The sequence below is a fragment of the Streptococcus sp. NPS 308 genome (assembly GCF_002355895.1).
Classification (GTDB): domain Bacteria; phylum Bacillota; class Bacilli; order Lactobacillales; family Streptococcaceae; genus Streptococcus.
Genome location: NZ_AP017652.1, coordinates 1515450 through 1533592 on the forward strand (window position 1 = coordinate 1515450; position 18143 = coordinate 1533592).

Sequence of the window (18143 nt, forward strand, 5' to 3'; positions counted from 1 at the left end):
TCATACTCTTTGAAAGTCTATTCTTTTTCTTGGTAATGTGGCAAGAAAGTTTCCATCAGGAAGGAAGTATCGTAGTCCCCAGCGATAACCCGACGGTCTGAAATCAGATCCAACTGGAAGTCTGCATTGGTTTGCACTCCTTCAATCTCAAGCTCATAAAGTGCCCGTTGCATCTTCATTAAGGCATCAAAACGATTCTCCCCATGAACAATGATTTTGGCAATCATACTATCATAGTAAGGGGGAATGGTATAACCTGGATAAACTGCTGAGTCCACACGCAAGCCAACTCCACCACTTGGTAGATAGAGATTGGTAATTTTCCCCGGGCTTGGAGCAAAGTTAAATGCTGGATTTTCTGCATTGATCCGACACTCGATAGCATGACCACGCAGGACGATGTCTTCTTGCTTAACAGACAAGTGTTGTCCAGCCGCAATACGAATCTGCTCCTTGACGATATCCACACCTGAAACAAACTCTGTGACTGGGTGTTCAACTTGCACACGAGTATTCATTTCCATGAAGTAGAAATTACCACTCGCTTCATCGAGAAGAAATTCAATCGTCCCTGCATTTTCATAGCCAACAGACTCCGCTGCACGAACGGCCGCAGAACCAATTTCATGACGAAGGGTTTTGCCAATCGCGATGGACGGGCTTTCTTCTAAGACCTTTTGGTTATTTCGTTGAAGAGAACAATCCCGTTCTCCTAGATGGATGACGTGTCCCTCTTGGTCAGCAAGGATTTGGACCTCGATATGACGAGCTGGATAAATCACACGCTCAAGGTACATAGCACCATTCCCAAAATTTGCCTTGGCTTCACTGGATGCTGTCTCAAAGGCTGCGACCAAGTCTTCTGCCTTTTCAACCTTACGAATCCCTTTTCCACCACCACCTGCCGATGCCTTAAGCATGACTGGATAGCCAATCTTTTCTGCAACTGCCAGGGCCTCTTCAGCAGTATGAACTTCACCATCAGAGCCAGGGATAACAGGAACTCCAGCCTTGATCATTTGCTCACGCGCATTGATCTTATCTCCCATGGTATCCATTACAGCGCCAGAAGGGCCGATAAACTTAATCCCCACTTCATCACACATCGTGGCAAACTTGGAGTTTTCGCTAAGAAAACCAAAACCTGGGTGGATGGCTTCTGCTTCTGTCAAAACTGCAGCAGATAAAATCGCATTGATATTGAGATAAGATTCTGTCGCCTTACCAGGTCCGATGCAGATAGCTTCATCCGCTAGGAGTGTGTGAAGAGCTTCCTTATCAGCAGTTGAATAAACTGCTACGGTTGCAATGCCCAATTCACGCGCAGCTCGGATAATGCGAACCGCAATCTCACCACGGTTGGCAATCAAAATTTTACGAAACATGGAGAACCTCCTTAGTTTCCAATTGCAAAGGTAAGAGTACCACTCGCTGCAAGCTTGCCATCCACTTCAGCCTTTGCTTCAACCACGGCAATCGTACCACGACGTTTGACAAAAGTAGCCGTCATGACTAATTGATCACCTGGTACAACTTGCTTCTTAAACTTGACCTTGTCCATGCCAGCGTAAAAGACTAACTTTCCCTTGTTTTCAGGCTTGGACAATTCCAAGACACCCGCAGTCTGTGCCAATGCTTCCATGATAAGGACACCTGGCATAACTGGGTATTGAGGAAAATGACCATTGAAGAACGGTTCGTTTATCGTGACATTTTTAATGGCAACAATAGTATCTTCACTCACTTCCAAGACACGGTCCACTAGGAGCATAGGGTAGCGATGGGGTAGAGCTTCTTTAATTCCTTGAATATCGATCATTTGATACGTACCAATCCTTTACCGAACTCAACCATTTCTTCATTTGAAATGAGAATTTCTGTCACCACACCATCCTTAGGTGCAGGAATTTCATTCATGACCTTCATGGCTTCGATGATCACCAAAGTTTGACCTTTTTTAACACTGTCTCCGACTGTGACAAAGGCAGGTTTATCTGGTCCAGCAGCCAAGTAAGCCACCCCTACAAGTGGACTCTCAACGACATCACCCTCTGGAGCAACAGTCGTTTCAGCTGGTGCTAGAGCTTCTTCCACTGCACTCTCTACTGGAGTTGAAGGGGCAGAAACTACTGGACTAGGAGCCACTGCAGCTGGCACTGAAGGAACTGGAGCTGGTGCTTCAGAAACTATTCTTGCTTCATTCTTGCTGAACTGCAATTCGTCCTGTCCGTTTTTATAAGAAAATTCTCTCAAACTTGATTGGTCGAATTGAGCCATCAAGTCCTTGATCTCATTTAAATTCATAATTATTTATTCTCCCAACGTTTGAAAGCAAGAACCGCGTTGTGTCCGCCAAAACCAAATGTATTTGAAATAGCATAAGGAATTTCTTGCTCCAAGCCTTGTCCATAAACGACATTGGCTTCGATATAGTCTGACAACTCACTTGTTCCAGCCGTCATTGGTACATAGTTATGACGCATGGCTTCAATAGTAGCAATGGCTTCTACTGCTCCTGCAGCTCCAAGCAAGTGTCCTGTAAAGGACTTGGTTGAAGATACAGGTACTTCTTTACCAAAAACAGCTACGATAGCACCACTTTCTCCTTTTTCATTAGCAGGAGTTGACGTTCCGTGGGCGTTGACGTAAGCCACTTGCTCTGGAGAAATTTCTGCCTCTTCCAAAGCCAGTTTCATAGCCTTAATTGCACCTTGACCTTCTGGATGAGGTGAAGTCATATGGTAAGCATCACAGGTATTTCCATAACCAACTACTTCAGCCAAGATGGTCGCCCCACGTTTTTCAGCGTGTTCAAGGCTTTCAAGAATCAACATCCCTGAACCTTCTCCCATGACAAAACCATTACGGTCTTTGTCAAACGGAATAGAAGCACGAGCTGGATCTTCTGTTGTTGATAGGGCTGTCAAAGCTTGGAACCCAGCAATGGCAAAAGGAGTGATTGATGATTCTGATCCACCAACTAACATGACATCTTGGAAATCAAACTTGATAGAACGGAAGGCATCCCCAATGGCATCGTTTGATGAGGCACAGGCTGTATTGATTGATTTACAGATACCGTTTGCTCCGAAACGCATCGCAACATTTCCTGAAGCCATATTTGGCAAGGCTTTTGGAAGTGTCATTGGTTTAACACGTTTTGGGCCTTTGTCATGAAGACGGATAACCTGATCTTCGATTTCTTTGATACCTCCGATACCGGAAGCAACGATGACACCAAAACGATCTTTATCAACCGTTTCTACATCAAGGTTGGCATGTGTCACTGCCTCTTGCGCTGCATACAAGGCATACAAAGAATAATCATCAAAACGGTTGGTATCTTTTTTGACAAAGTATTTATCAAACGGGAAATCTTGAATTTCAGCCGCATTGTGTACGGCAAATTCACTATGATCAAACTTAGTGATTTCTCCAATTCCGATTTTTCCAGTTTGCAAACTGTTCCAAAATTCTTCTGGGGTATTTCCGATAGGAGAGGTCAATCCGTAACCTGTTACTACAACTCGATTTAGTTTCATCTGTCTTACCTATATCTTTCTTTTTTTACATGCTAAGTCCGCCATCAACAGCGAGAACTTGTCCAGTCAAATAATCTTGTTGAGCTAAGAAGACCGTGGCATCCGCGATATGGTCCGCCAGGCCAAACTGTTTCATAGGGATTTGCGCTAGTGTTGCTTCCTTGACCTTATCAGATAAAACAGCAGTCATATCTGACTCAATCATTCCTGGTGCAAGAGCATTTACGCGCACATTGCGATTGGCAACTTCACGTGCTACTGACTTGGTAAACCCAATCAATCCAGCCTTGGAAGCCGCATAGTTGGCTTGTCCGATATTTCCCATCAGACCAACCACACTGGACATGTTGATAATCGCACCTTCACGCGCCTTAATCATCTGTTTCAAGACAGCTTGGGTCATGTTAAAGGCACCTGTCAGATTAATCTTAAGCACTTTTTCAAAGTCTTCTTCGGTCATCTTGAGCATAAGCATATCTTGAGTGATCCCAGCATTGTTGACCAAGACATCGACCGAACCAAGGTCTGCGATTGCTTGTTCCACCATGCGTTTTGCATCTGCAAAGTCTGAAACATCACCTGAGATTGGCACCACCTTGACACCGTAGTTTGAAAACTCAGCCAGCAATTCTTCTGAGATTTCTCCACGACTATTCAAAACCACATTGGCTCCTAGTTGAGCAAATTTGTGAGCAATAGCAAGTCCGATACCCCGACTTGAACCTGTAACAAAGATATTTTTATTTTTTAGTTGCATTCTGTTCTCCTGTTTCCTGTTGTATTTGTGGGAGAAGGGATTACTAGTTTCCTAGCAAAGCATCCAAACTTGCCAAATCTTCGACATTGGCTAACTTAGCTGATTTATCAATCTTTTTGACAAAGCCTGACAAGACTTTTCCTGGACCAATTTCAATGAAGTTGGTCACGCCAGCATCCTGCATCACTGCGATACTTTCGTAGAAACGCACCGGTTCCTTCACCTGACGCGTCAAAAGCTCTTGGATTCGATTTTTTTCCATGATTGTAGCTTCAGTATTACCTACTAGAGGGCAAATAAAGTCTGAGAAACTAATCCCCTCAAGAGCCCCAGCTAGCTGTTGGCTAGCTGGCTTTAGAAGGGCTGTGTGGAAAGGACCCGACACATTTAGGGGAATCAATCGTTTGGCTCCTGCTTCCTGCAAGAGTTGGACCGCACGGTCAACTGCAGCCACCTCACCACCGATAACGATTTGGCTTGGAGTATTGTAGTTAGCTGGAGTGACTATACCGACTTCAGATGCTGTTTTACAAGCTTCCTCTATCACATCTACTGGAGTATTGAGGACGGCTACCATCTTCCCAGAGCCAGCGGGTGCTGCCTCTTCCATATAAGCTCCACGCTTGGCAACCAAGGCTACTGCCTCTTCAAAGTCCAAGGCTCCGCTAGCTACTAAAGCAGAATATTCACCAAGGGATAAACCTGCAACCATATCTGGCAGATAGCCCTTTTCTTTCAATAAACGGTAGATGGCAACCGAAGTCGCTAAAATAGCAGGTTGCGTATAGCGGGTCTGGTTTAACTTAGTTTCGTCCGTATCGATCAAGTCACGAAGATCATAACCCAGTACTTGACTGGCTTGATCAATGGTTTCCTTGACGATAGGATAGTGGTCATAGAGGTCTCGTCCCATCCCTAGATACTGAGCACCTTGACCTGCAAATAGAAAGGCTGTTTTAGTCATTTCTTACAACTCCTGCCCAACGAGAGGCTTCTTCCTGAATTTTCTTGGCAGCGCCATAGTATAGATCTTTTAGGATTTCTTCGACGGTTTCTTCTTTAGAGACCAAACCAGCGATCTGACCTGCCATGACGGATCCACCTTCTACATCTCCATGAACAACGGCTTTGGCAAGAGCACCAGCTCCCATTTGCTCAAAGATTTCTAAATCTGGGTTTTCTTGTTTAAAAGCGTCTTTTTCAGCCTGCTCAAAGTCACGTGTCAACTGGTTTTTAATGGCACGAACAGCATGACCAAAATGTTGAGCTGAGATGGTTGTATCAATATCGCGCGCTTTGAGGATTTTTTCCTTGTAGTTTGGATGAGCGTTTGATTCCTTAGCTACTACAAATCGTGTACCAATCTGAATAGCATCTGCACCTAACATAAAGGCTGCTGCCGCACCTTCACCATCAGCAATTCCTCCAGCAACAATAACTGGAATCGAAACAGCTGCAGCAACTTGACGAGCTAAGGTCATGGTTGTCAACTTACCGATGTGTCCACCAGCTTCCATTCCTTCTGCAATGACCGCATCCGCACCGATTTTTTCCATCCGTTTTGCCAAAGCAACACTTGGAACAACAGGGATGACAGTGATACCTGCTTCGTGGAAACGAGACATATATTTACTTGGATTTCCAGCTCCTGTTGTTACTACCTTGACTCCTTCTTCAATCACAAGATCGACAATGTCATCTACAAATGGAGACAGGAGCATGATGTTGACACCAAAAGGTTTATCAGTCAGTGCTTTAATCTTATCAATATTTGCCTTCACGACCTCTTTCGGTGCATTTCCACCACCGATAATTCCTAAACCGCCAGCTTTAGAAACAGCTCCGGCCAAGTCGCCATCAGCGACCCAGGCCATCCCTCCTTGGAAAATTGGATATTTAATGTTTAATAATTCTGTAATACGTGTTTTCATAGTGCCTCCATCAGTCCTTGCTTACGTAATAGTTCGATTAGTATATTATTTGAGTCTCAAACTATTACCTAAACAAGAGGGAGTGGGTTTCCCCTACTCCTTCTATATCTTATTCGCTCTTATTTTGTTTTCTCTTCAACGTAGGCAACCAAGTCACCAACAGTCTTCAAGTTATCTTCTGCTTCGATTTGGATATCAAAAGCATCTTCAATTTCAGAGATTACTTGGAACAAGTCCAATGAATCTGCATCCAAATCATCAAAAGTAGATTCAAGTGTTACTTCTGATGCATCTTTCCCAAGTTCTTCAACGATAATTTCTTGTACTTTTTCAAATACTGCCATGATAGGACTCCTTTAAAATATAAAAATTTATAACAATGTGTTCACCACATGATTACCTAGATTGTAAGAATGAGCGTGCCCCAGGTCAAGCCTCCACCGAAGCCTGATAAAAGAATCGTTTGGCTGCCGTCTACACGGATCAACCCCTGATCCACACACTCTGATAGTAAAATCGGGATGCTAGCCGCACTGGTATTCCCATACTCCATCATATTGGCTGGAAGTTTGTCTCGGTCAACACCGATTTTTTTAGCCATCTTATCCAATATGCGGATATTGGCCTGATGAAGCAAGAGATAGTCCAAATCAGATGCCCCTACTGGACCTTCGTCAATGGTCTGCTTGATTGACCTAGCAACATCTCGAATCGCAAAATCAAAAACTGCTCGCCCGTCCATCTTCAAAAATGCAGGAACTGCTTCTTGATTAGAGAAGGGGGAAGTCAAGGTCGTTTGCCCATAAGTTAAGCACTCGCTTCGAGTACCATCACTGTGTATACTCTCTGCAAGGAAGTGGCGGTTGTCACTTATTTCCAAGAGAACTCCACCAGCACCGTCTCCAAAGAGTACAGCAGTCGATCGATCTGACCAGTCAACCGCCTTGGACAAGGTTTCAGCACCGATAACAATCCCTTTTTTGAACTGTCCAGATGTCAGAAACTTCTCAGCAGTTGAAAGTGCAAAAATAAAGCCACTGCAGGCAGCTGTGAGATCAAAAGCAAAGGCTCTGTTAGCACCAATATTGGCCTGAACTCGCGCTGCTGTAGAGGGCATCATTGAGTCAGGTGTGATCGTTGCTACAATGATAAAATCAATCTGCTCAGCTTTTATGCTCGCCTTAGCCAGTAAGCTTTTGGCAACTTCTGTCGCCAAATCACTCGTTGACTCCGTTTTTGAAATATGTCTTTGTTTAATTCCTGTACGACTTGAAATCCACTCATCGCTTGTATCCATGATTTGAGCCAAGTCTTGATTGGTGACCACTTGCTCTGGTACATAATGAGCAACCTGGCTTATTTTAGCAAAAGCCATTATTTCAAATCCTCCAAAAATTGGTAAAGGTTAGTCAATCCTTTGCCCATAACATCCATCTCCTCAGGACTCATCCCGTCGATAATTTTTTCAACCATGGCCTTGTGGAAACGTTTATGAAGGCGGTGGAGCAAACGACCTTTCTTTGTCAAATGTAGATAAACCACACGACGATCCTGTTCGGAACGAATTCGCTCAATATAACCTTTTCTTTCCAGGTTATTCAAGCTCGTTGTAACCGTTCCAAGAGTTACCATCAGTTCCTTTGAAACCTTGCTTGGTGTTGCCTCCGGGAACTTCCCAATCACATCGATCGTGTGCATTTCTTTGATGGAGATGTCTTTGAATCGACTACCTCGTAAGCTAACCTCCTCGATCACAAGGACATTATTAAAAATGGATGTTAAATAATCATTTACTTGTTGGTAGTCCAAATCCTTTCCCTCCTCTTCAAAAAAACTTTTACAATCAAAACATTTGATAGAGAAAGTATATCAAACTTCAAAAGATAGTGCAAGTATTTTTTTACTTTCCTGAAAATTTTGGTCGTCTTCTTTCTGAATGAGCGCGAACTCCTTCTTTGAAATCTTCGGTTTGAGCCAAGGATTCCTGCAACTTCAACTCTAATTCAGCATAATTTTGCCAATCCTTAAATTGGCTTTCCCAAACCAACTTTTTAATCGCTGCATAGGAATTAGCTGAACCGCGTCTGAGTTTTTTTAGAACCTGGTCTCGTGTTTTTTCTAGCTTATCTGCCTCACAGACTCGATAAACCACACCCCACTCCAGAGCTTTTTCTGCTGTTAAGGCTTCTCCTGTCATGGCAAGCTGGGCTGCTCGTGTTACTCCTATACTACGACTTAGGAGATGAATACCTCCTGCATCAGGAGCCAAGCCAACCCCGACAAAGGCTTGAATGAACTTGGCCTTGTCTGTTGCTATACAAAAATCAACCGCTACTGCCATATTGGCTGCAGCTCCTGCAACGGCTCCATCTACTTCCATCAAAACTGGTTTGGGTATTTGCTTGATTTTATAGGAAATTGTATTAACTAACTCAGCGATTTTTGTCAGTGAAGGAATATCATCCTCATCCACCGCCCGCTTCATCTCGACCAGGTCTCCCCCCACTGAGAAAACTTTTCCGTTCGCGTTAATCAAGATATACTGCACTGCTTGGTCCTGCTCTGCCAAGGTCAAAGCTTCTAAGATTTCCTCACACATTGGGATGTGAAAACCATTTGCCACTTCAGGACGATTCAGAGTAATAATAGCTAGATCATCTACGATCTGGTATAGGATATGATTCATAGCTTCTCCTTTTGTATGGTGATAAAATTATTTTATTATCAAAGTATACCTTTTTTGGGATAAAGGAACAAGAAAAAATCAATTAAAAGTGTCTCAGCCGATTATTTTACCTTCATTTATGAATTTGAGGAAAATTGACTTTCTTACTTTTTATCTATTTATCGATTCCCAGAATAAATTAACATTTGCTTCTATTAAAATAGGAAGATATTTTCTTCATTGAAAAAAGCCCCTCTTTCTGCTATAATCGTATAAAATACTTACTTGAGGAGTCCCTATGAAGGTTGTAAAATTTGGTGGAAGCTCTCTTGCCTCTGCTAGTCAGTTAGAAAAAGTTTTAAACATCGTTAAAAGTGATAAAGAACGTCGTTTTGTAGTCGTTTCTGCACCCGGTAAACGCAATGCTGAAGATACCAAGGTAACTGATGCCTTGATCAAATACTATCGCGACTATGTAGCTGGAAATGACATCAGTGCTAGCCAAAGCTGGATCATTGACCGTTATGCGGCTATGGTGAGCGAACTAGGCTTAAAACCAACTGTTTTAGAGAAAATTTCTAAAAGTATCCGCGCCTTAGCGACTCTTCCTATTGAAGAAAATGACTTTCTCTATGACGCCTTCCTAGCAGCTGGAGAAAACAACAACGCCAAATTGATCGCAGCCTACTTTAACCAAAACGGCATTGATGCGCGCTATGTCCATCCTAGAGAAGCTGGAATTGTTGTCACAAGTGAACCAGGAAACGCACGTATCATTCCATCTAGTTATGACAAGATTGAAGGCTTGGCAGATAGCAACGAAGTCCTTGTCATCCCTGGTTTCTTTGGTGTGACTAAGGAGAATCAAATCTGTACTTTTTCACGTGGAGGTTCAGATATCACAGGTTCTATCATTGCAGCAGGTGTTAAGGCTGATCTCTATGAGAACTTTACAGACGTAGATGGTATCTTTGCTGCTCATCCTGGTATTATCCACCAACCACACTCCATTCCTGAATTAACCTACCGTGAAATGCGTGAGTTGGCTTACGCTGGATTTTCAGTTCTTCATGACGAAGCCCTTCTTCCTGCCTACCGAGGAAAAATTCCTCTTGTCATCAAGAATACCAACAACCCTGACCACCCAGGAACACGCATTGTTTTAGAACACAGTAGTGATAAATTCCCAGTAGTAGGGATTGCAGGTGACTCAGGATTCGTCAGCATAAACATGTCTAAATACCTCATGAACCGCGAAGTCGGATTTGGTCGCAAGGCTCTACAAATCCTAGAAGATCTTAACATCGGATGGGAACACATGCCAACTGGTATCGATGATCTTTCAATCATTCTCCGCGGTCGTGAACTCACTCCTATCAAGGAAGAAGAAATTCTACGTCAACTCGTTCAAAAGGCTGAAGTAGATCATGCTGAAATTGAACATGACCTTTCCATCATTATGATTGTTGGAGAAAAGATGAAGAGTCATATCGGGGTAACTGCTACTGCAACACGTGCTTTGTCTGAGAATAAAATCAACATCCAGATGATGTCCCAAGGTTCAAGTGAAGTTTCCATCATGTTTGTTGTCAATAAAGACCAAGAAAAAGCAGCTATCAAGGCTCTCTATCATGCCTTTTTCGATGAAAGTAAGGAAGACTAATCATGGCCCAATCTCTCAATAAAGTCATTGACCTGCAAACCACTGGGACATCTTACCTCTCTATCTCGGGAAAGGTTGGAAAATTTCTAGTCGGAGACCAAGCCTTGGAGTTTTATCCTGATGTCAATGTCGAACAATATATCCAAATTCCCTGGTCCAGTATTCAGCAAATTGGAGCCAACGTAAGTGGTCGCAAGATCAGCCGCCACTTTGAAGTCTTCACTGATCAAGGAAAATTCCTCTTTGCTTCAAAAGACTCTGGAGCTATCCTCAAAATCGCTCGAGAAAAATTAGGAAACGACAAGGTCGTGAAACTTCCGACTCTACTCCAGACCATTGGACAAAAACTTAAAAATCTATTTGCAAAAAAGTAAAAACTTTAGTATAATCATAGCAACGGATAAGTAGGTTATCTCCTTCTTTCAGAAAGTCTGCGGGTGCTGCGAGCAGATAGGAGGGATAGGTGAAATTCTACCGTTAGTAACAATTACATATACAATCAAGTGCACACCTGTGAAGTTGGATGGAACCGTGGCCCTGCCACTCCAACACTTTGTCAGGTGTGCTTTTTTCATAAAGGAGTTCTTATGTTAGATATTAAACGTATTCGCACAGATTTTGATGCTGTCGCAGAAAAATTGGCTACACGTGGTGTAGATGCTGCTGTCTTAAATGAAATGAAAGAAATCGATGCTAAACGTCGTGACATCTTGGTCAAGGTTGAAACGCTCAAAGCAGAACGTAACACAGTTTCTGCTGAGATTGCCCAAGCCAAGCGAAACAAGGAAAATGCAGATGACAAGATTGCTGCGATGCAAACCCTATCTACTGAAGTCAAAGCCTTGGATGCTGAATTGGCGGACATCGATGCTAAATTGACAGAATTTACCACTACTCTTCCAAACATCCCTGCCGACAGCGTTCCTGTTGGGGCTGATGAAGATGACAATGTGGAAGTTCGCCGTTGGGGTACTCCGCGCGAGTTTGACTTTGAACCAAAAGCTCACTGGGATCTTGGTGAAGACTTGGGTATCCTTGACTGGGAACGTGGTGGAAAAGTAACGGGCGCTCGTTTTCTCTTCTATAAAGGCCTCGGTGCTCGTTTAGAACGTGCTATCTACAACTTCATGTTGGATGAGCATGGTAAAGAAGGCTATACGGAAGTTATCACACCTTACATAGTTAACCATGACTCAATGTTTGGTACTGGTCAATATCCAAAATTTAAGGAAGACACTTTTGAATTGAAAGACACTAATTATGTCCTCATTCCTACAGCTGAAGTGCCCCTCACAAACTACTACCGTGATGAAATCCTCGACGGAAAAGACTTACCAATCTACTTTACCGCTATGAGTCCATCATTCCGTTCTGAGGCTGGTTCAGCTGGTCGTGATACACGTGGCTTGATTCGTCTGCACCAATTCCACAAGGTTGAAATGGTCAAATTTGCCAAACCAGAAGAATCTTACGAAGAATTGGAAAAAATGACTGCCAACGCTGAGAACATCCTTCAAAAACTCAATCTTCCGTACCGTGTCGTTGCCCTCTCTACTGGGGACATGGGCTTCTCAGCTGCTAAGACTTACGACTTGGAAGTTTGGATTCCAGCCCAAAATACCTACCGTGAAATCTCAAGCTGTTCAAATACAGAAGATTTCCAAGCCCGTCGTGCTCAAATTCGCTACCGTGATGAAGCCGATGGCAAGGTGAAACTCCTTCACACCTTGAACGGTTCTGGACTTGCAGTTGGACGTACAGTGGCTGCAATTCTTGAAAACTACCAAAACGCAGATGGTTCTGTGACCATTCCAGAAGCTCTTCGTCCATACATGGGTGGATCTGAAGTTATCAAACCATAAAAAAATAAGGCCTAGCTATTTCTAGCTAGACCTTTTTTCGTAACCAAATCAGATAAGCACCCAAGACAAAGAATAAAATAGTGAGGCAAATAACGGTTTCAGCCAATACCAGATAATCCAGAAATGGAAGTTTCAAGATCCCCTGAGCCATCTTGAGCGAAGTAGCTGTGATAATGGTTGGGAAGCTTAGGGCTGAGAAGGCTGGTTGAAATCCTTGTTTTAAAATATTGGGTAGGCGAGTTAAAACAAAGAAAAAGAAGGATTGAGATGCCAAAATCATGACAATCAAGAGCCAAGTCGGTAGGCTTGCTCCTCCAACTCGAACTAGAGAAGCCAAGAGTAGGGAAAAGGGAGCACAGTAGATTCCTTCCTGTCCAAGCAAGGCTAGTGGGAGTGGAGATTTCTTTAAATCGCTATAAATAAGCGGATAGAGATAGAAGGTCAAGACAAAACCAAAACTCAAGGTTGCATAGGCAATCTCGATAATGCCTACCAGAGGATAGGTCAAGGCTGCCACAGCTATCCCCACATAGAGCACCGTCCAGCTAGGAGTCGCATTGACCCTCCGACCCGGACAGGCAAATTTGATGGTAAAAGTAGCAATCAAAGCTAAATCCAAGAGAAATGAAAACCACCAGATTCCTTGTGCTACCAAAGGAAGAGCAGGGAATACGCGAAAGACATAGGTCGATAAAATCATCCCAGCCATGGGAAAAGTTGCCATTCCAGATAGAAGAGGGGGCTTGGTCAATTCTTGCTTGGTTTCTTCCCAATTAAAAAGATGAAGAATCAGAAAGAAAATCCACAACACTAGACCAATCAGACTCAATAAATGCGACAAAACTGGCCAAGTATCTGCAATTAGGTTTCCTGCACCTGCCAAACCTAACAAACAACCAGAAAATACCAAGGGGAGTTTTTTCATGGCAACCTCCGTTAATCATATTATTATCAGTATAACATAAAAACCCTTAAAATAGCATAGAAAAATGAAGACTGGTTTACTCAGCCTTCATTTTTTCTTTATTGTTCCAACTAGGCATAGGGTTGCAATTCGGGGTTAATGGGCGTATTGGCTAGGTTATTAGCATAGTTACAAAGGCTTGCTAGGCTGACACCGAGAACCACGTCCAAGGCATTTTGTTGCGTATAGCCGACTTCTAAAAATTCACTAAGCGCTTCATCGCCTACACGACCCTTGGTATTGATGACTGCCAAGGTAAACTTGGCTAGGGTGTCTAGTTTTGGATCTGACTCGATTGGAGTGCGATTGCGAAGGGCTTGGAGGAGATCATCATTCATCTGGATTTGTTTGATCGAAAAGGCGGTGTGACCTGCGACGCAGAAAGCACATCCATTGGTTACGGCTGCTGTGATTTACACCACTTCACGCTCTACTGGTGTTAAGCTATTACGGCGGTTGATGGCTCCGACAGTTCGGTAGGCTTCTAGAGCAGTCGGTGCATTGGCCAAGAGACCGATCAGATTGGGAATATAGCCATTGTTATCTTTTTGTACTGTTTCCAGAACTTCTTTTACTTCTGCTGGTGCTGATTCTACTGTATGGATGGTAAATCTTGTCATAAGGAACCTCTTTTCATTTTATTGTCATTTAGTCTATCATAGAATTTCTTCTTTGGATAATATATATTTTCAATTACCATGATAGGAAATGTTTATGAAATGAAAAAATCACACTAAAAGTGTGATTGGGTTAGTATTTAAAATATTTTTTGGTTTCGGCAATAACGACTGGTGATAAAACCAAAAGGGCAATCAAGTTCGGTAGAGCCATCAAGGCATTGACAATATCAGCAATAATCCAGACCATGTCCAACTCGATAAAACCTCCCAACAAGACCATGAGCACAAAGACCACTCGATAGAGCCAGATAAAGCGAACGCCAAAGAGAAACTCGAAACAGCGCTCTCCGTAGTAATTCCAGCCGAGAATTGTCGTAAAGGCAAAGAGAACCAAAAATATGGTCAAAAGAGCAGGGCCAAAATGCGAAAAAATTGTTGAGAAGGCTGACTGGGTAAGGGCTACTCCATTTAAATCACCACTCCAAACACCAGTTACCAAGATTGTTAAACCAGTCAACGTACAGATAATGAGAGTATCAATAAAGGTTCCTGTCATAGAAATCAAGCCTTGCTCGACAGGCTCATTTGTCTTAGCTGCTGCAGCTGCAATCGGAGCTGAACCAAGACCAGATTCGTTAGAGAAGACTCCCCGCGCCACACCATTTTGAATCGCAGTACGGATAGTCGCACCTGCAAATCCTCCTACTGCAGCTACAGGGCTGAAAGCAGAGGTAAAGATGAGGGCAAGCGTGGCTGGGATTTTCTCGATATTAAGGAAAATCACAATCAAGGTTCCTAGAATATAGACGATGGCCATAAAAGGAACAACTGCTGTTGAAACCTTGGAAATGGATTTGAGTCCACCAAAGACTGCAATCGCTACAAAAATAGACAAAACGAGAGCTGTGATAGTTGGATCAATTTGAGCTGTATTTTGGATAGATTCTGTAATCGAATTGACTTGGGTAAAGGTACCAATCCCCAGAAGGGCTACCAATACACCAGCTAGGGCAAAGAAGATAGCAAGGGGACGCCACTTTTCTCCCATTCCCAAAAGGATGTAGTGCATGGAGCCTCCAGCTACAGCGCCGTTTGCATCCTTGGTGCGGTACTTGATAGCCAGCAAGCCTTCAGCATACTTGGTTGCCATCCCAAAGAAGGCTGCCATCCACATCCAAAAGAGGGCCCCTGGTCCCCCAACCTTAATGGCTGTCGCGACCCCGATGATATTTCCCGTACCAACGGTGGCTGCTAGAGCCGTACATAGAGCAGCAAAGCTCGACACATCGCCATGCCCCTTATCCTTGGTAAAGATCAACTGAAAGGCCTTTGGGATACGAGCTACCTGCAAAAGTCCTAGTCGGATGGTCAAATAGATACCCGTTCCAACCAATAAGATCAAGAGGGGAGGTCCCCAAACGAAAGCATCAAGCGCTTTTAGCAATTCTAACATGTCCTTCTCCTATCTTTTCAACCCCAAAAGAAAGAGCACATGCAAGATACATGTACTCTGGAATGCCTAGATAAATGCCAAAAAACGGTCTATCCTAGCTCTGTCCTTTTACCTGAGAGTTTGAGCAGTTTCCTGCCTTGCCCCTTCGGTGCCTTTACGGTCTCTCCAGAGTTCCGTCCATTTACAGTCATGGAAAACAAACCTTTCTCCACTTCTATTAAACTTCATTCGGTGTTGGTATTTAATTTTTTATTATTTTACAAGAAAAGTTAGCTTTTGTCAATATATCATTTGAAAAAAGATGGATTTTCACTTCTTTTTCAAAAAAAGAGAAGCACTCTTTTTTTCTAACCTTTAAAGGTCACAATGGTTGCGCCACTGCCCCCAGCATTCTGAGGAGCATAGCCGAAACTCTTGACATGCTTGTTTCTTTGCAGGTATTTGGTAACTCCTTCACGGATGACTCCCGTTCCGATACCGTGGATGATGTCTACCTGAGCCATATTATTAAGCAGGGCTTGGTCAATAAAGGCGTCCAGCTCATTCATGGCTTCTTCATAACGTTTGCCTCGGAGATCCAGTCTTGCTTGCGGACCACGTCCAGAAGCACGTTTCACGACATTGACTTGTTTTTTCTTGACTGGGGCTTCTTGTTGAGTCTGAACAAGATCAAATTCTTTCTCTTCCAAGGTCATCTTGATCAAACCGACTTGGGCTTCCCAACGGCCATCCTTGAGCTGATTAGTCAAGGTTCCACGTTGGCCATAACTGAGAACCACGATATCATCTCCCACCTTCGGAGCTCGTTTTTTCTTGGCTTTTTGAAGGACCTTGTTTTTAGACAAGTCGACTTTTTCAGGAGCCAGTTTTTTCAGCTCAGCCTTGGCCTCAATGATTTCGTGGGGTTTGAGTTGAGACTTACTGTGGAGGTTTTTCAGGATTTGGTCACTCTCACTTAGCGCTAGTTCCACAATCTCTGCAGCTTGTTCACGCGCCTTGTTGAGCTCAGTTTCCTTTTCACGATTAAGCTCATTGTAGAGTTTTTTGAGTGCTCGGTTCATCTTGAGGTTTTCTTGCTCCACCTCTCGGATATTGTCCAAGCGTTTGCGACTTTCAAGCGTTTGCTCTTCCAATTGCTCAATTATACGGTTGACATCATTATCTTGATTGACCTGCTGGCTGGCATCCCCGACAATGACATCTGACAAGCCAAGGCGTTTAGCAATTTCAAAGGCATTGCTTCGGCCAGGAACTCCCTGCATAAAGCGATAGGTTGGACGCAGAGTGGCTGTATCAAACTCCATGCTGGCATTTTGCACAAAGGCTGTCTCAATACCGTAGGTCTTGAGTTCTGGATAGTGGGTCGTCGCCATGGTCTTAACCTGACGTAAACGAAGATCCTCCAAAATAGCCATGGCAAGGGCTGCACCTTCCTGCGGATCGGTCCCTGCCCCAAGCTCATCTAGCAATAAAAGCGAGTGTTGGTTGACCTTGCTAAGAATATCTACTATATTGGTCATGTGGCTGGAAAAGGTAGACAAACTTTGTTCAATAGACTGCTCATCTCCGATATCTGCGAAGATTTCTTCAAAAATACCGACACGGCTCCCCTTATCAGCTAAAATGGGCAAGCCTGACTGGGCCATGAGTTGCGTCAAACCCAGAGTTTTGAGCATGATGGTCTTCCCACCAGTATTGGGACCTGTAATGACAATGGCCGTTAATTCCTTACCAAAGTGTACATCGTTTGCGACAGCATTTTTGACCAAAGGATGGCGAACATGAAGGAGTTGAATCTCTTGATTCTCTGAAAGTTGAGGAACAACTGCTTGTCTTTCTTGGATGAAACGCACCTTGGCACGAATCAGATCCAGATGTCCGATAATCCAAGCGTCATTAGCAATCTCAGTAGCATGAGGACGAACCCGTTCCGAGAGTTCCTGCAAGATGCGAATCATCTCGTAGCGCTCATCAGCTCGAAGACTCGCTATTTCTTCGCTCAGTTTCACGACCTCACGGGGTTCGATATAGACCGTATTCCCACTGGCAGAGATGTCATGAACAACACCCGCAATCTTGTTACGGTAGGTGTTTTTGACAGGTAAAACCTGACGGCCATTTCTGCTAGCGATTATGCTTTCCGTCAACATCTGCGCTTTTTGCTTGAGCAAGTCTTGCAAGACATCTCGAACTTGACTCTCGCTATCATGGATTTTCCGACGGATGCGTGCTAGTTCTTCGCTGGCGAAATTTTCGATAAATCCTGCGTCATTTAGGGCTTGAAGATTCCCCTGCAAGTGTGGAAAATCATGCAGTTTTTCAAACCATCTCGCCAACTGTTCCAAGCGTACGTTTTCGAGATTGGCATAAAAACCTTGCAACTCTCTGCTAGCAAGCAAGACCCGTTTGATGAGTAAAAATTCCTCAATATTGAGGTCCGCCCCCATCTCCAGACGCTTGCAAACAGCTGATATCTCACGCGTCGCTAGGATGGTAAAGTGAGGTTGCTCCACAAATAGGGCTTGCATTTCCTCCATCTCTGTAAAGGCTTGTTTGATTTTATCCACCTTGGCAGTTGGAGCTAAGCCTTTTAGCTCCTCTAAGCCTTGTTCAGTCAGGAGATGGGGTTCAAACAAGGCTTTGATTTTATTAAATTCTAAGGTTTCTAGTATTTTTGTATTCATAT

17 protein-coding genes, 1 pseudogene and 1 riboswitch are annotated in these 18143 nt (G+C 43.6%); of the genes and pseudogenes, 3 read left to right on the plus strand and 15 right to left on the minus strand.

The genetic code is table 11. The annotated features are described in order from the left end of the window. Positions 1 to 17: 17 nt before the first annotated feature. The 11 genes from accC to SNAG_RS07915 all read right to left on the minus strand — a co-directional run bounded on the left by accC (position 18) and on the right by SNAG_RS07915 (position 8916). Entirely contained in the window at positions 18 to 1385 is a 1368-nt protein-coding gene (gene accC, locus SNAG_RS07865; RefSeq protein WP_096408200.1) for an acetyl-CoA carboxylase biotin carboxylase subunit, read from the minus strand. 11 nt (positions 1386 to 1396) lie between these two features. Then, positions 1397 to 1819: a 3-hydroxyacyl-ACP dehydratase FabZ gene (gene fabZ / locus SNAG_RS07870; protein WP_000565515.1), complete on the minus strand. Its 423-nt coding sequence runs from the start codon at positions 1817 to 1819 to the stop codon at positions 1397 to 1399. Next, positions 1816 to 2304 carry an acetyl-CoA carboxylase biotin carboxyl carrier protein gene (accB, locus tag SNAG_RS07875; RefSeq protein ID WP_096408203.1) on the minus strand — a complete coding sequence of 163 codons (489 nt, stop codon included), beginning with the start codon at positions 2302 to 2304 and terminating at the stop codon, positions 1816 to 1818. Before accB ends, fabZ begins: the two co-directional genes overlap by 4 nt. Before the next feature lie 2 nt (positions 2305 to 2306). Further along, positions 2307 to 3542 carry a beta-ketoacyl-ACP synthase II gene (fabF, locus tag SNAG_RS07880; RefSeq protein WP_096408206.1) on the minus strand — a complete coding sequence of 412 codons (1236 nt, stop codon included), beginning with the start codon at positions 3540 to 3542 and terminating at the stop codon, positions 2307 to 2309. Between the two features lie 25 nt (positions 3543 to 3567). Next, the gene (gene fabG, locus SNAG_RS07885) at positions 3568 to 4299 is read right to left on the minus strand and encodes a 3-oxoacyl-[acyl-carrier-protein] reductase (RefSeq protein WP_096408208.1); all 732 of its coding nucleotides are present in this window, start codon (positions 4297 to 4299) and stop codon (positions 3568 to 3570) included. Between the two features lie 43 nt (positions 4300 to 4342). Further along, a complete protein-coding gene (fabD, locus tag SNAG_RS07890) occupies positions 4343 to 5263 on the minus strand; it encodes an ACP S-malonyltransferase (RefSeq protein ID WP_096408211.1) in 921 nt (306 codons plus the stop codon). After that, complete coding sequence (fabK, locus tag SNAG_RS07895) at positions 5256 to 6230, minus strand: enoyl-[acyl-carrier-protein] reductase FabK (protein ID WP_096408213.1); 975 nt, start codon at positions 6228 to 6230, stop codon at positions 5256 to 5258. Before fabK ends, fabD begins: the two co-directional genes overlap by 8 nt. A gap of 119 nt (positions 6231 to 6349) precedes the next feature. Then, positions 6350 to 6574, minus strand: a complete 225-nt coding sequence (locus tag SNAG_RS07900) for an acyl carrier protein (protein ID WP_000257839.1) — start codon at positions 6572 to 6574, stop codon at positions 6350 to 6352. Between the two features lie 56 nt (positions 6575 to 6630). Beyond that, positions 6631 to 7605: a beta-ketoacyl-ACP synthase III gene (locus SNAG_RS07905; RefSeq protein ID WP_096408216.1), complete on the minus strand. Its 975-nt coding sequence runs from the start codon at positions 7603 to 7605 to the stop codon at positions 6631 to 6633. Beyond that, entirely contained in the window at positions 7605 to 8039 is a 435-nt protein-coding gene (gene fabT / locus SNAG_RS07910) for a fatty acid biosynthesis transcriptional regulator FabT (RefSeq protein ID WP_096408218.1), read from the minus strand. Before fabT ends, SNAG_RS07905 begins: the two co-directional genes overlap by 1 nt. Positions 8040 to 8130: 91 nt before the next feature. After that, the gene (locus SNAG_RS07915) at positions 8131 to 8916 is read right to left on the minus strand and encodes an enoyl-CoA hydratase (protein WP_061408189.1); all 786 of its coding nucleotides are present in this window, start codon (positions 8914 to 8916) and stop codon (positions 8131 to 8133) included. 277 nt (positions 8917 to 9193) lie between these two features. On the opposite strand from SNAG_RS07915, the gene SNAG_RS07920 reads away from it, so the two are divergent. The 3 genes from SNAG_RS07920 (at position 9194) to serS (ending at position 12420) form a co-directional block, all read left to right on the plus strand. After that, entirely contained in the window at positions 9194 to 10558 is a 1365-nt protein-coding gene (locus tag SNAG_RS07920; protein WP_096408220.1) for an aspartate kinase, read from the plus strand. A 2-nt stretch (positions 10559 to 10560) separates the two neighbouring features. After that, positions 10561 to 10932 carry a DUF956 family protein gene (locus SNAG_RS07925; protein ID WP_045593221.1) on the plus strand — a complete coding sequence of 124 codons (372 nt, stop codon included), beginning with the start codon at positions 10561 to 10563 and terminating at the stop codon, positions 10930 to 10932. Positions 10933 to 11145: 213 nt separating this feature from the next. After that, positions 11146 to 12420 (plus strand): serine--tRNA ligase, encoded by a 1275-nt coding sequence (gene serS, locus SNAG_RS07930; protein ID WP_096408223.1) that lies wholly within the window; start codon positions 11146 to 11148, stop codon positions 12418 to 12420. Positions 12421 to 12445: 25 nt separating this feature from the next. Here serS and SNAG_RS07935 read toward each other — a convergent pair whose 3' ends face one another. The 4 genes and pseudogenes from SNAG_RS07935 to SNAG_RS07950 form a co-directional block, all read right to left on the minus strand. After that, entirely contained in the window at positions 12446 to 13345 is a 900-nt protein-coding gene (locus SNAG_RS07935) for a TDT family transporter (RefSeq protein WP_096408225.1), read from the minus strand. Positions 13346 to 13455: 110 nt separating this feature from the next. Then, a pseudogene (locus tag SNAG_RS07940) lies at positions 13456 to 14004 on the minus strand (carboxymuconolactone decarboxylase family protein). A 130-nt stretch (positions 14005 to 14134) separates the two neighbouring features. Then, positions 14135 to 15457, minus strand: coding sequence for an alanine/glycine:cation symporter family protein (locus tag SNAG_RS07945; RefSeq protein ID WP_096408228.1), 1323 nt, complete (start codon positions 15455 to 15457; stop codon positions 14135 to 14137). 90 nt (positions 15458 to 15547) lie between these two features. Beyond that, positions 15548 to 15636: riboswitch (glycine riboswitch) on the minus strand. Positions 15637 to 15804: 168 nt separating this feature from the next. Further along, a complete protein-coding gene (locus SNAG_RS07950; protein ID WP_096408230.1) occupies positions 15805 to 18141 on the minus strand; it encodes an endonuclease MutS2 in 2337 nt (778 codons plus the stop codon). Positions 18142 to 18143 lie beyond the last annotated feature (2 nt).

Bases quoted from the DNA above. Each gene is read 5' to 3' on its own strand.
- accC (WP_096408200.1), bottom strand. From the start codon at position 1,385: ATGTTTCGTAAAATTTTGATTGCCAACCGTGGTGAGATTGCGGTTCGC.
- fabZ (WP_000565515.1), bottom strand. From the start codon at position 1,819: ATGATCGATATTCAAGGAATTAAAGAAGCTCTACCCCATCGCTACCCT.
- accB (WP_096408203.1), bottom strand. From the start codon at position 2,304: ATGAATTTAAATGAGATCAAGGACTTGATGGCTCAATTCGACCAATCA.
- fabF (WP_096408206.1), bottom strand. From the start codon at position 3,542: ATGAAACTAAATCGAGTTGTAGTAACAGGTTACGGATTGACCTCTCCT.
- fabG (WP_096408208.1), bottom strand. From the start codon at position 4,299: ATGCAACTAAAAAATAAAAATATCTTTGTTACAGGTTCAAGTCGGGGT.
- fabD (WP_096408211.1), bottom strand. From the start codon at position 5,263: ATGACTAAAACAGCCTTTCTATTTGCAGGTCAAGGTGCTCAGTATCTA.
- fabK (WP_096408213.1), bottom strand. From the start codon at position 6,230: ATGAAAACACGTATTACAGAATTATTAAACATTAAATATCCAATTTTC.
- SNAG_RS07900 (WP_000257839.1), bottom strand. From the start codon at position 6,574: ATGGCAGTATTTGAAAAAGTACAAGAAATTATCGTTGAAGAACTTGGG.
- SNAG_RS07905 (WP_096408216.1), bottom strand. From the start codon at position 7,605: ATGGCTTTTGCTAAAATAAGCCAGGTTGCTCATTATGTACCAGAGCAA.
- SNAG_RS07915 (WP_061408189.1), bottom strand. From the start codon at position 8,916: ATGAATCATATCCTATACCAGATCGTAGATGATCTAGCTATTATTACT.
- SNAG_RS07920 (WP_096408220.1), top strand. From the start codon at position 9,194: ATGAAGGTTGTAAAATTTGGTGGAAGCTCTCTTGCCTCTGCTAGTCAG.
- SNAG_RS07925 (WP_045593221.1), top strand. From the start codon at position 10,561: ATGGCCCAATCTCTCAATAAAGTCATTGACCTGCAAACCACTGGGACA.
- serS (WP_096408223.1), top strand. From the start codon at position 11,146: ATGTTAGATATTAAACGTATTCGCACAGATTTTGATGCTGTCGCAGAA.
- SNAG_RS07935 (WP_096408225.1), bottom strand. From the start codon at position 13,345: ATGAAAAAACTCCCCTTGGTATTTTCTGGTTGTTTGTTAGGTTTGGCA.
- SNAG_RS07945 (WP_096408228.1), bottom strand. From the start codon at position 15,457: ATGTTAGAATTGCTAAAAGCGCTTGATGCTTTCGTTTGGGGACCTCCC.
- SNAG_RS07950 (WP_096408230.1), bottom strand. From the start codon at position 18,141: ATGAATACAAAAATACTAGAAACCTTAGAATTTAATAAAATCAAAGCC.